Annotated in this window: 10 protein-coding genes; 4 read left to right on the top strand and 6 right to left on the bottom strand. The window is 66.0% G+C overall.

Translation table 11 applies throughout. From position 1 onward, the window contains the following. Positions 1 to 7 precede the first annotated feature (7 nt). A complete protein-coding gene (locus RVU70_RS05180) occupies positions 8 to 1,663 on the top strand; it encodes an adenylate/guanylate cyclase domain-containing protein (protein ID WP_363350011.1) in 1,656 nt (551 codons plus the stop codon). Between the two features lie 17 nt (positions 1,664 to 1,680). On the opposite strand, the gene RVU70_RS05175 is transcribed toward RVU70_RS05180, so the two are convergent. The 3 genes from RVU70_RS05175 to RVU70_RS05165 all read right to left on the bottom strand — a co-directional run bounded on the left by RVU70_RS05175 (position 1,681) and on the right by RVU70_RS05165 (position 5,893). Further along, the gene (locus RVU70_RS05175) at positions 1,681 to 2,556 is read right to left on the bottom strand and encodes an NAD(P)-dependent oxidoreductase (protein ID WP_363350010.1); all 876 of its coding nucleotides are present in this window, start codon (positions 2,554 to 2,556) and stop codon (positions 1,681 to 1,683) included. Positions 2,557 to 2,633: 77 nt separating this feature from the next. Continuing rightward, positions 2,634 to 5,384: a heavy metal translocating P-type ATPase gene (locus tag RVU70_RS05170; RefSeq protein WP_363350009.1), complete on the bottom strand. Its 2,751-nt coding sequence runs from the start codon at positions 5,382 to 5,384 to the stop codon at positions 2,634 to 2,636. 26 nt (positions 5,385 to 5,410) lie between these two features. Continuing rightward, on the bottom strand, positions 5,411 to 5,893 hold the full coding sequence (locus RVU70_RS05165; RefSeq protein WP_363350008.1) for an isoprenylcysteine carboxylmethyltransferase family protein: 483 nt from the start codon (positions 5,891 to 5,893) through the stop codon (positions 5,411 to 5,413). A gap of 142 nt (positions 5,894 to 6,035) precedes the next feature. Between RVU70_RS05165 and RVU70_RS05160 the strand changes: the two genes are divergently transcribed. From RVU70_RS05160 to RVU70_RS05150, 3 genes are read left to right on the top strand one after another with little or no spacing between them, the layout of a single operon-like run. Beyond that, on the top strand, positions 6,036 to 7,157 hold the full coding sequence (locus RVU70_RS05160) for an 8-amino-7-oxononanoate synthase (protein ID WP_363351237.1): 1,122 nt from the start codon (positions 6,036 to 6,038) through the stop codon (positions 7,155 to 7,157). Further along, positions 7,154 to 7,780, top strand: a complete 627-nt coding sequence (gene bioD / locus RVU70_RS05155) for a dethiobiotin synthase (protein ID WP_363350007.1) — start codon at positions 7,154 to 7,156, stop codon at positions 7,778 to 7,780. The genes RVU70_RS05160 and bioD overlap by 4 nt, the downstream gene beginning before the upstream one ends. Next, positions 7,777 to 9,051, top strand: coding sequence for an adenosylmethionine--8-amino-7-oxononanoate transaminase (locus tag RVU70_RS05150; RefSeq protein ID WP_363350006.1), 1,275 nt, complete (start codon positions 7,777 to 7,779; stop codon positions 9,049 to 9,051). The genes bioD and RVU70_RS05150 overlap by 4 nt, the downstream gene beginning before the upstream one ends. Here the strand turns inward: RVU70_RS05150 and RVU70_RS05145 are convergent. From RVU70_RS05145 to RVU70_RS05135, 3 genes are all read right to left on the bottom strand, one after another. Next, positions 9,027 to 10,799, bottom strand: a complete 1,773-nt coding sequence (locus RVU70_RS05145) for an AMP-binding protein (protein WP_363350004.1) — start codon at positions 10,797 to 10,799, stop codon at positions 9,027 to 9,029. The two genes, RVU70_RS05150 and RVU70_RS05145, sit on opposite strands and share 25 nt — an antisense overlap. Positions 10,800 to 10,913: 114 nt before the next feature. Then, positions 10,914 to 11,909: a nickel/cobalt transporter gene (locus tag RVU70_RS05140; protein WP_363350003.1), complete on the bottom strand. Its 996-nt coding sequence runs from the start codon at positions 11,907 to 11,909 to the stop codon at positions 10,914 to 10,916. Next, positions 11,906 to 12,547 (bottom strand): DUF1007 family protein, encoded by a 642-nt coding sequence (locus RVU70_RS05135; protein WP_363350002.1) that lies wholly within the window; start codon positions 12,545 to 12,547, stop codon positions 11,906 to 11,908. Before RVU70_RS05135 ends, RVU70_RS05140 begins: the two co-directional genes overlap by 4 nt. Between the last annotated feature and the right edge of the window lie 186 nt (positions 12,548 to 12,733).

Here is a 12,733-nt window from a genome sequence, read left to right as displayed (position 1 = left end):
AGGGCATATGAAGCTTCGCAGTTTTTTTCTCGCCTTTTTTCTCACGCTCGTCATCCTCGCCGGCATGAATCTGGTGCTCGGCTTTTTTCTGGGAAAGGCGGATGAGGCGCGCATCGAATCCGAGCGACAGAAGGACAAGATTACCTCGCTCTCCGAGGACCTCGTCATTTCTTCGCAATGGGCGACACGCTTTGCGCGCGGCTATGTCGCCACCAAGGATCCCAGGCGGCAGCGCTGGCACAGTCAAATCGCCGGCATCCTCGACGGCAAGATTGCTCGGCCGAGAGACTATGGCGTCGAATATTGGGACCTGGTCTCCAGCGGCCTCGCGCCCGAGCCCGACCTGAAAGCCGAGGGATTCTCTCTGGAGGATCAATTCCTGCAATTGAACCTCACCGTCGAAGAGTTCAATCTGCTGAAGAAAGCCGAAGCGCTTTTCGCTAAAATGGCGGCGACCGAGCGGCTCGCGATGCATGCTGCGAATGGCGAATTCGACGACGGGACCGGCGCCTTTTCGAAAAGGGGAAAGCCCGACGCCGTTATGGCGGACCGGCTGCTTTACAGCGACAGCTACGTCAAGGACAATGGCGAACTCGCAAAGCTCGTCCATGATTTTACCGACAAGGTGAAAGCGCGCTATCAGAAAATCCTGGAGGCTCAGGAGAAATACGCGACGCAGCTGGTTCGTCTGAACGTTTACGTCGCGGCGGGCTTTTTCGCGATCATCCTGGCCTGCGTTCTCTTCCTGCGAAGCCAGTTCATGGCGAGAACGCGACGGCTGATGGCGGCCGTCAAGAAGATCAGCGGCGGAGACCTCGGGGCCGAAATCGACATCGGGGGCAAGGACGAAATCGCCGAACTGGCGCAGGCTGTCGGCTCGATGGCCGGCAATCTGAAAACCGCCTTCGAGAAGCTCGAGGAGAGGGTGATCGTCTCCGAGCAAACCGCCGTGGAATTGAACAACGAACGGCTTCGTTCCGAAAAGCTTCTTCATAATATCCTGCCCGCGACGATCGCACAGCGCCTGCGGGGCGGGGAAGAAGTCATCGCCGAAGTTTATCCCGAGGTGACGGTTTTCTTCTCGGACATCGTCGGCTTCACCGATCTTTCCGCCAGACTGGGCCCGCATGAGACGGTGAGCCTTCTCAACGCCCTCTTCGAAAAGTTCGACGAACTCGTCGAGAAACACGGCGTTGAAAAGATCAAGACCATCGGCGACAGCTATATGGTTGTGGGCGGCGTTCCCAATCGCGATCCGTTGCACTGCCAGCACGTCGCCGAATTTGCTTTGGAAGCCATCGGCTTCGTGCGGGAGTTCTCGACGAGCTATCCCTTCCCCGTCGAGATGCGCATGGGCATTCATACCGGCACTGTCGCCGCCGGCGTGCTCGGCAAGAAGAAATTCTCCTATGATCTCTGGGGCGACGTCGTGAATGTGGCCAGTCGCTTCGAGTCGTCTTCGATGGTCGACAGAATTCACGTGTCGGAGGCGGTTAGAGTTCGTCTCGCCGATGATTTCGTCTTTCAAGACGCCGGAACCGTTGACCTGAAAGGCAAGGGCGTCACGGCGTCCTATTACCTTCTCGGCAAGAAGAAGGACCTCTCCGGCGTGGTCGAATTCAGGAAGCAGCAAGCGCCGCGCGAGGCGGACGCCGACAGATAAAAAGGCGCGCTGGCGAGCTATCCGCCAGCGTGAAACGCCAGTTTCCGCACATTGGGGGTGATCGGTTCTTCGAGGAAGAAATCGAGCACGGCCTCATAGGCGGGGTCGACCGAATAGGGCGTAAAGTCTGTCACGCCTTCCTCGGCGAGCACGCGCACGTCGATGAAGAAATTGCCGGTGCCGCCGCGAGACGGGCGCGTGAGAATGGCGTGCGCGGCGTCGGCGACGATCTCCGGCTTGCGCGCGCGCTTGATCACTTCTTCGCCGCCCAGGAGATTGCCGACCGCGGCGGTGGCGATCGCGGTCTCGGGCCAGAGGGAATTCACCGCGACGCCGTCTCGCGCAAGATCGCGCGCCAGGCCGAGCGTCACGAGGCTCATGCCATATTTCGCCATTGTGTAAGCGAGATTTGGCGCGAACCATTTGGGATTCAGATCGAGCGGCGGCGATAAGGTGAGAATATGGGGGTTTTCCGCCTTGCGCAGATGCGGCAGGGCGAGCTTGGCGCAAAGATAGGTTCCGCGCGCATTGATCTGATGCATCAGATCGAAGCGCTTCATCTCGAGCTGATCGATTCCGCGCAGATCGATGGCGCTGGCGTTGTTGATGAGAATGTCGACGCCGCCAAAAACCGCCGCCGTCTGCGCGAGGGCGGCCTCGACCTGATCGTCGAAGCGAATGTCGCAGGAGAGCGCCAGCGCCTTGCCGCCGGCGGCCTCGATTTCCGCGGCGGCTGTAAAGATCGTGCCGGGAATCTTGGGGTTCTCCGTCACGCTCTTGGCCGCGACGGCGATGTTGGCGCCGTCGCGGGCCGCGCGTCTGGCGATGGCGAGGCCAATGCCGCGGCTCGCGCCGGTGATGAAAAGCGTCTTGCCCTGAAGCGATCCAGACATTGGTCTTGTCCATCAAAGAGGCTTACGCCGGCAAAGCGCCGATTCGCAGGCTCAGACGCTAAAATATAACGGCGCCCTTACGCGGCGACCTGCGCCGGATAGCCGGCTTCGGTGATGGCCTTGGCGAGCGCCGTCGGGTCTTTGGGCGTGGGCGAGACTTCGACCTTGCCGGTGGCGAGGTCGACTTTTACGTCAGCGCCGGGCTCCATTGTCTGTACGGCCTTGGTGACATGTTTGACGCACATGCCGCAGGTCATGTCCTTCACATTGAACGTGGTCATGGTTTCCTCCTTGCTGTTCTCGTTGACCGGGACGGGCGCCGCTTCAGGCGCCGGCGTTTCATGGGTGGCGGGCGGCAGGGGCGCCTCGGCGACGACCGGGGGCTTGAAGCGGCGCAGACGCAGCGCATTGGTCAGCACGAAGACGCTCGACAGCGCCATGGCGCCCGCGCCCAGCATGGGCGAAAGCTGCATGCCGTTGACGGGATAAAGCGCGCCCGCGGCCACGGGAACGAGCAATGCGTTATAGCCGAAGGCCCAGAACAGATTCTGCTTGATGTTGCGCATCGTGGCGCGCGAGAGCGCCAGCGCCGCCGGAACCTTGGCGAGATCGCCCGACATCAGCACCACGTCTGCGGCTTCGATGGCGATGTCGGCGCCCGTGCCGATGGCGACGCCAGCGTCCGCCGCGGCGAGCGCCGGCGCGTCGTTCACGCCGTCGCCGACGAAGGCGACTTTATTCCCTTCGCGCAGCCGCTCGAGCGTCGCGACCTTGCCGTCCGGCATCACGCCCGCCACGACTTCGTCGATGCCGAGGCGCCGGGCGATGGCGTTCGCCGTGCGCGCGTCGTCGCCGGTAATCATCGCCGTCCTGACGCCGATGGCGTGCAGCGCGTCGATCGCGGGCCTGGTTGTGGGCTTCAGTTCGTCGGCGACGCAAATGATCGCGCGCGCCTTGCCGTCGACCGCGACATAGAACGGCGTCTTGCCTTCTTCCGAAAGCGCGGCGGCGCTTTCGTCGAAGGCGCTCGTGTCGAAGCCGAGCGAAGCCATGTAGCGCGCCGCGCCGATCGCGACCTTGCGCCGGCCGACGACGCCGGCGACGCCCATGCCGGAAACGGATTCGAAATCGGCGACGGCCGCGACCTCGAGCCCCCGTTCCTTCGCCCCGGCGACAAGGGCCGCGCCGACGGGATGTTCGGATTGCGCCTCGACGCTCGCCGCGAGGCGCAAAAGTTCATCGGCGTTTTCGCCGGGCGCGGGCACGAGGTCCGTCAAGCGCGGCTTGCCGAAGGTCAGCGTGCCGGTCTTGTCGAAGGCGATGAGCGTGACGTCCTGCAGCGTCTGCAGCGCTTCGCCCTTGCGAAACAGCACGCCGAGCTCCGCCGCGCGCCCGGTGCCGGTCATGATGGCGGCGGGCGTGGCGAGACCCATGGCGCAGGGGCAGGCGATGATGAGCACGGCGACCGCGCTGACCAGCGCATGGGTCAATCGCGGTTCGGGGCCAATGAGCATCCAGACGACGAAGGTCGCGGCCGCCACGGCGAAGATCGCCGGCACGAAGACGGCGGTGACGCGGTCGACCATCGCCTGAATGGGCAGCTTCGCGCCCTGCGCCTGCTCGACCATGCGGATGATGCCGGCAAGCGTCGTGTCGGCGCCGACGCGGGTGGCGCGGAAAGAGAAAGCCCCCGAGCCGTTGACCGTCGCGCCGGTGACGGTCGCGCCGACGCCTTTCGAAACCGGCGCGGGCTCGCCCGTGACCATGGATTCGTCGACATAGGACGCGCCCGCGGTCACGACGCCGTCAGTCGGGATTCGCTCGCCCGGGCGCACCAGCACGATGTCGCCGACATGCACGTCGTCGATATCGACGTCCACGGTCTCGCCATTGCGCTCGATGCGCGCGGTCTTGGGCTGCAATCTGGCGAGCGCGCGGATCGCTTCCGACGTGCGTCCCTTGGCGCGCGCCTCCAGAAAGCGGCCGAAGAGGATCAGCGTGACGATGACGACCGCGGCTTCATAATAGACATGCACGGCGCCGGCCGGCAGCAGATAGGGCATGAAGGTCGCGACGAGCGAATAGAGATAGGCGCTGAGCGTGCCGACCGCGACGAGCGCATTCATGTCCGGCTGCCGTCTGATCAGCGCCGGCACGCCTTTCTGGAAGAAGACGAGGCCGGGGCCGAACAGAACCAGCGTCGCGAAGAGGAAAGAGAACTGACGGATCAGCTCGTCGCCGATCGTCGCCATGGCCCAGTGATGAACGGCCGGGATCACATGGCCGCCCATTTCCAGGATGAAGACGGGCGCGGTCAGCAGCGCGGAGACGATGAGATTGAAGCGCAGATGGCGCATCTCCTCCTCGCGCCGCGCCCGCTCGCGGTCGGCGCCGCCGGCGTCCGTCTCGATTCTGCGCGGTTCGTAGCCCGCTTCCGAGACGGCGCGGCGCAGCCGGTCCACGAGGCCGGGGCCGGAGAGCGCGCGGACGCTGGCGCGTTCGGTCGCGAGATTGACGCTCGCCGTCAGGACGCCCGGAACCGCCTTGAGCGCCTTTTCGACATGGGCGACGCAGGACGCGCAGGTCATGCCGCCGACGCCGAGCTCGATCGTCTCGACGACGGGCTCATAGCCGGCGTCGGCCACAGACTTCACGAGCGCGGCCGGATCGGCGCCCGGGGCGAGCGAGACGTCGGCGCGCTCGGTCGCGAGATTGACGCTGGCCGAGGTGACGCCCGGCGTCGCCGCCAGCGCCTTTTCGACATGGCCGACGCAGGAGGCGCAGGTCATGCCGCGCACGTTGAAATCGAGTTCGGTTCCCGCGCTCATGCCAACTCCGTAATTGCCAGCGAAGTCTAAAGCCAACGGCGCGTGCGCGCCATATAGGCGAGGTAGGCGTCGCCGAATTTGGCCCGCAAATGCTGTTCCTCCGGCTCGATCGCCAGTTTTTGCAGGGCGAAGGCCAGCGCCGGCGTCAGCAGCACGGTGAAGGGCGAGGACAAGAGCAGGCCGAGCCCGAGCACAATGGCGACATGCGAGACATAGATCGGATTGCGCGAGAAGCGGAACGGTCCCTCCGTCGCCAGACGCGAGGCGGCGCGGTGCGGGAGGATGGTCGTATCGAGCCGCGCGAAGATCGTGGCGCACCAGACGTCGTTGGCCAGCGCGAGCGCGACAAGGAATGCGCCGAGCAGCGCCGCGCCGGGGAAGGCGACGAGACCCGCGAGGGCGCCGCCGGTCAGCCAATCGAGCGCGCGGCCGGCGAGGAGCGCGCCGAGGATGAGGAGGGGCGGCCAGGGCGCGCGCGCCGGCGCAGCGTCCCTTTTCGATTCTGCCATGGACCAAGCTCCGTGCCGGTCTAACATCGCGACGCGCGAGCCAATTTTCAAGCTCGCGGCGAAGCTCGCGCCTTTCTTGACTTGACGCGCGCGCCGGCCTTTACCAATCGCGAGACACCTGCCGGAGAAAGACGTGGCGTCCATGCTCGAGCGGTTTCAGGCGGACCTCGCCGGCCTCGCCGCGCGCGACCGGCTGCGCGCGCTTGCACCGCGCGCGGGGCGCGACTTCGCCTCGAACGACTACCTAGGGCTTGCCGAATCACGCGAACTCGCCGAGGCGGCCGCCGCGGCGCTCGCGCGCGGCGTTCCCGTCGGGGCCGGCGGCTCGCGGCTGCTGCGCGGCAATCATCCCGAGCACGAGGCGCTCGAAGACGAGGCTGCGCGCTTCTTTCACGCCGAGAGCGCGCTCTTCTTCGGCGCGGGCTTTTCCGCCAATGAGGCGCTGCTCTCGACTTTGCCGCAGCGCGAGGATGTCATTTTCCACGACGCGCTCATCCATGCGAGCGCGCATGACGGCATGCGGCTGTCGCGCGCGCCGCATGTTTCCTTCCCCCATAATAATGTCGAGGCCCTTGCGGCGGCGCTGGCGGATTGGCGGGCGAAGGGCGGCCTGGGGCGCGCCTGGATCGTCGTCGAGAGCCTTTACAGCATGGACGGCGACAGGGCGCCGCTCGATGATTTGATGTCGCTCGCCGAGCGTCACGAGGCCTTTCTCATTGTCGACGAAGCGCATGCGACGGGCGTCTATGGGCGCGGGGGCCGCGGCCTCGCGGCGCGTTTTGAGGGCCGCGACAATGTCATCACCGTGCACACCTGCGGCAAGGCGCTGGGCGTCTTCGGCGCGATCGTGTGTCTTGCGCGGCCGCTGCGCGACTTTCTCGTCAACCGCTGCCGCAATTTCATTTTCGCGACGGCGCCCTCGCCGCTCGTCGCCGCCTGCGTGCGCGCCGCGCTCACGATCTGCGAAAGCGCCGAGGACCGCCGCGCCGCCTTGCAGGCGCGCGTCGCTCTCGCCGGGCGGGAGCTGGCCCTTTGCGGCGTCGCGCCTTCAGGGACGCAGGTGCAGCCGGTGATCGTCGGCGCCGACGCGCGGGCCATGGCGCTCGCGGCGGCGATGCGCGCGCGCGGCTACGACATTCGCGCCATCCGCCCGCCGACCGTGCCGGAAGGAACGGCGCGGCTGCGTCTGTCACTGACGCTCAATGTGACCGAAGCGCAGATCATCCAAATGGCGCGCGACCTATCGAAAGAACTTGCGCCATGAGCCGGACCTTTGTCATCGCTGGAACGGATACGGGCGTCGGCAAGACCTGTTTCTCCGCCGCGCTCGTCGGCGCGCTCGGGGCGTCGTACTGGAAGCCGGTGCAGTCGGGTCTCGAAGACGAAACGGATTCACAAATCGTCGCGCGCCTTTCGGGCGTCGCCCCAGACCACATTCTCCCAGAGGCCTGGCGCCTGAAGCTTCCCGCTTCGCCGCATATTTCCGCACGCGCCGAGGGGATTGAGATCGATCCCGACCGGCTCGTGCCCCCCGACGTCGAGGGCCCGCTCGTCATCGAGACGGCCGGCGGCGTTATGGTCCCGCTCGCCGACGACGTCCTAACCGTTGATGTGCTTGCCCGTTGGCGCCTGCCGGTCGTTCTCGTGGCGCGCACCGCGCTCGGCACGATCAATCACAGCCTGCTCACGATCGAAGCGCTGCGCCGGCGGGACATTCCGCTCCACGGCGTCGCCTTCGTCGGCGACGAAGAGAAGGGCCCGCAGGAGACGATCCTGCGCATGGGCGCGGTTCGCGGGCTCGGACGGCTGCCGCGACTGGAGCCGCTCACGAGAGAGACGCTGCGCGCGGCCTTCGACGCGGCGTTCGCCGTCGAGGATTTCATATGAGCCTCGTCGCCAATTCGCCTGTCTGGCGCCCGTTCACGCAGCACGCGCTGCAGCCCGGCGCCTATAAGATCGTCCATGCGGAGGGCGCCTGGCTCACGGCGGAGGACGGGACGCGCTTTCTCGACGCCATTTCCTCCTGGTGGGTGATCACCCACGGTCATCGCCGCCCGGAGATCATGGCGGCGATCCGCCGCCAGACCGAGACGCTCGACCAGATCATCTTCGCCGGCTTCACCCATGAGCCGGCCGAGGCGCTTGCGCGCCGTCTCGTCGAGATCACGCAGCCCGGGTTGGATTACGTTTTCTATTCGGACAGCGGCTCGACGGCCGTCGAGGTCGCGATCAAGATGGCGCTGGGCTTCTGGCGCAATCGCGGCGCGGATCGTCGGCGCATCGTCGCGCTCGAGCACGCCTATCACGGCGACACGGTTGGCACGATGTCGGCCGGCGCGCGTTCGGTCTTCAACGCGCCTTACGAGCCTTTGCTGTTCGACGTGGCGCGCGTCCCCTTTCCGTCCTCAGGCGCCGAACAGGAGACGCTCGACGCGCTCGAATCGCATTGCCGCGCCGGCGCGGCGGCCTTCATCGTCGAGCCGCTGATTCTCGGCGCGGGCGGCATGCTGACCTATGGCGCGCAGACGCTCGCCGAGATGAAGCGCGTCTGCGAGCGGCACGAGACGCTTTTCATCGCCGATGAAGTGATGACGGGCTTTGGGCGCACGGGGTCGCTCTTCGCCTGCGAGCAGGCGGGGGTGGCGCCTGATATCGCCTGCTATTCGAAGGGCCTGACCGGCGGCGCCGTCCCGCTCGCCGTCACCATGTGCCGGCGCGAGATTTTCGAGGCGCATTATGCGCAAGATCGCGCGCGGGCGTTCTTCCATTCGAGCTCCTTCACCGCCAATCCGATCGGCTGCGCGGCGGCGCTCGCCAATCTCGACGTGTGGGAACATGCCGACGCCCGCGCGCGCCTCGCCAATCTCGGGGCCATGCAGGCCGAGCGCGCGGCGCGATTTGCGCAGGATCGCCGCTTCTCGGCGGTCCGCCGGCTCGGCACGATCGTGGCGCTCGATCTCGACGTTCCGGAAAGCGGCTACGCCGCGACGCTCGGCCTCGACCTCATACGCTTCTTCAATGCGCGCCGCCTGCTGTTGCGCCCGCTCGGCGCGACGGTCTATGTGCTTCCGCCCTATTGCGTGACCGGCGCGGAGCTCGATTTGGCCTATGACGCGATCGAGGCGGCCGCCGATCAGTTTGCTTCGCGCGCGCGCTGAATTTCGTTTTTCACGGATCGCCCTCGGCCTTCGTCGTTATGAGGGTCGGCGCGCGCCTCGAATTCTTCCTTGAGCGCGCGGCGCAGGATCTTGCCGACATTGGTCTTGGGCAGGCTGTCGCGAAACTCGTAAAACCGCGGCGCCTTGTAGCCGGTGAGGCGCTCATGCGCGAAGCGACGCAGCTCCTCTGTCGTGAGGCTATTGTCGCGCGGAACGACAAAGGCCATGGGCGCTTCGCCGGAATGCGGGAAGGGCACGCCAATGACGGCGACTTCCTTGACCTTGGGGTGCTCGATCAGCGCCGCTTCGACTTCGTTGGGATAGACGTTGAAGCCCGAGACAAGGATCATGTCCTTCAGGCGGTCGACGATCTTGAGCATGCCGTCTGGCTGCATGATGGCGATGTCGCCGCTCTTGAACCAGCCGTCGGGCGTCATCGCCTTGGCGGTCTCGTCGGGGCGGCGCCAATAGCCCGGCATCACCTGCGGCCCGCGCACCCAGAGTTCGCCGCGTTCGCCGAGCGGCGCAATCGCGTCGTCGGTTGTGCGGATCGATATTTCGCTCGAAGGAATCGGATAGCCGATGCCGCCGGTGAACTCGGCGATGTCCGGGCGGTTGACGGTGACGATCGGCGAGGTTTCCGAGAGGCCGTAGCCTTCGATGATCGGCTTGCCCGTCAACGCCTTCCATTTATGCGCGACCACTTGCTGCGTCGCCATCCCGCCCGAGATGTTCATCTGCAGATCGGAGAAATCCACTTTGTCGATGTCGCGGTGATCGGCGAGCGCGGCGTAAAGCGTATTGACGCCCGAGAATATCGTGAAGCGCGATTTCCGCATGGTGGCGACGAGGCCCTTCAGATCGCGCGGATTGGCGATGAGCAGGCAGCAACCGCCCGTGCGGATCAGCAGCATGCAGCACGCGGTGAGCGCGAAGATGTGATAGAGCGGCAGCGCCGTCACCATCACATGCGGGCCGCGCGCCTCGAGATACCAGGCGAGCCAGGCCCAGGTCTGCGCTACATTCGCCGTGATGTTGCGATGGAGCAGCACGGCGCCCTTGGCGACGCCCGTCGTGCCCCCCGTATATTGCAGAAAGGCGGGATCCTCTGGCCCGACGTCGACGGACTTGCGGTCGGCGGCGGGGGTCTTCAAAACTGCCGAAAAGAAAACCGCGCCCGGAAGCCGATAGGCGGGGACCATCTTCTTGACGTGGCGCGAAACGAAATTCACGACGAGGCCCTTGAGCCCCATCAGGTCGCCCGCCGTGACGATGATGGCGCGCTCGATCGCCATGCCCGGCCAGGCGCGTTCGGCCGTATAAGCGAAATTCTCGAAGACGAAGAGAAAGCGCGCGCCCGCGTCGTTGAGCTGGTGCTCGAGCTCGCCGGGCGTATAGAGCGGATTGACGTTCACCACGACGCCGCCAGCGATCAGCGCGCCGAACAGAATGGCGGGATAGGCGAGGACATTGGGCGACATGATCGCGACGCGGTCGCCTTTCTGCAGCCCCTGCGCCTGCAGCCAGGCGGCGACGCTGTCGGCGGCTTGCTCCAGCTCCCGATAGTTGAGCTGCGCGCCGAAACTTTCCATCGCGGGACGGTCCGCGTAGTCCGAGGCGCTCTTTCGGAACATCTCGACGACCGTCGAAGTGGCGGAGGGGTCGATGTCCGCCGGCACGCCGGACGGATAGGAGGCGAGCCAGGGCCGCGCCGCATAAGGGTCCTGCTGTCGCTCCGGGGTCGTCATTCTCGCCTCGCTGTCGAAATCAAAAAAATCGAATCGCTTCCATAAGTGAAGATAGCGCGACAGGGCCGCGCGGAACGCAACCGACGCGCCGCGACATTTGCTGCGATGCGAAATTTAAGCGGCGCCGCGCGACAGGCCGAGGCCGAGAAGCAGCGCCAGTCCGAAGCCGAAAACGACGAGCGCGGCGCAAAACTCGGCCAGCCGGGCGATGAGCGCGGTGCGTCGCGCGTCTGGGCCGTTGACGCGGAGCGCCATGTCCTTCGCATAGACGGCGACGGCCGCGATCGCGCCCGTCGTCAACGCCGTGCCAGCCGACATGGCCATGACGGCGCCGGCGCCCGCGGCGAGCATCCCCTGCGACAGCGTGAAGACCAGGACCAGAATGGCGCCCGAACAGGGTCTCAACCCCGCGGCGACGACGGCGCCGAGAGCGTCGCCCCAGCGAAAGCCCGGTCCCGAGAGCAGAGCGGGATCGAGCGCATGGGCATGGCCGCAACCAGGGCCATGGACATGGCGCGGGTCGTCGATCGCCTCGCAAACGAACCGCCCCGAGCCGACCGGCGCGGGAGCCCGCAGGAAGGCCAACAGGCCGCGACCCTTGGTCCAGACGAGTCGCGCGCCCAGCGCCGCGATGGCGACATAGCTTGCGATTTCGACGAACTCCGCTGCGCCGGTCATCTGGCCGGCGGTTGCGTTGAAGACCAGCGCCGCGACGGCCACGAGGAGAATCGCGATGAGCCCCTGCAGCAGGGCGGCGAGCGCCGCCAGCAAGAGGCCGCGCTTGAGCTGGACCTCATTGGCGACCATGTAAGACGTCAGCACCGCCTTGCCGTGGCCGGGCCCGGCGGCGTGAAAGACGCCATAAGCGAAACTCGCCCCCGCGAGCGCGAGAAAGGCGGAGGGGCCCGTCGCGAGGGCGCGCGCCGCCGCTTGCAGTTCGGCATGGAACTTGTTCTGCCAGGCGAGGACAAGTCCCGCGAGGCCGCTCGCCGCGCCAACGGTTTCCTGCGCGCCAACCCCGAAAGGATGGCGCTGGGCGAGGGCCGGATCATGGATGAGAAGAACCAGGGCCGCCGCGATGGCGGCAAGCGTCCCGAGCCCTGGCCTCACGGGCAGGCCACGACGGCGCGGGTCGCGAGCTTCACGCCGAAATCGGCGCCCGGCGACATATTCTGGAAGAAGGCCTCGCTGAGCTTCTGATTGTCGGTGGCGAGGAGCGGGGCCGGCTCGACGAGACTCACCGAGCAGCCCGACGGCGCCTTGGCCAGCTTGACGGGGTCCTTCTTTTCAAGCCCGAAGGAGACGAAATAGGTCGGGTCGTAGACCTGGAACGAGAAGGGCTTCTTGGCCGTCGCCGGCGTCTCGAGCGGCAGGAAGAAGTGTAACGTCACAATTTTCTTGTCATTGGCCTCGAGATAGACCTGCTCGGGCGCCTTGAAGGCGGCCTTGCCGTTGTTTTGCTTGGCGTAGGTGAAATAATCGAATTCCGCGAGCGACTCGACATTCGTCTTGGCCAGCGGCGCGAGCTCGTCCCGCGTCGGCGGCTTCCCGTCCTTGCCAAGCCCCTGCACGGCGAAGGCCGAATACATTTCGTCGAATTCCCAGGCGTGGCGCACGCCGAGGATCTTGCCCTCGGGGTCGAAGACAACCTCGCTGCGCACGGCGACCCAGACATGCGGATGCGCCTCGACCCCGGCCATTCCGGCCAGGACGAGGAGCAGCGCAATCGGAAGGCTCCAGAAGCTCATATCCGTCCCGCCTAGGGCTGGAAGTCGGCGAAAACAGGGCGCGGCCGCCCGGTCGAAACCCTGTGTATCCGAGCTTCTGGGTTCTTGAAAACGTCAATCGCTCTGGCTTAGAGTGCCAAGGGACAGGAGCCGCGCCCCGAGGGCGCCCCGGGCGAAGCGATCGCGAGGGGAGGGGCGGAAGGCGGC

Source organism: Methylocystis echinoides, assembly GCF_040687965.1.
GTDB classification, from domain to species: Bacteria; Pseudomonadota; Alphaproteobacteria; order Rhizobiales; family Beijerinckiaceae; genus Methylocystis; species Methylocystis echinoides_A.
Note: the sequence above shows the minus strand (reverse complement) of the source record. Positions and strands in the feature narration are given on the sequence as shown.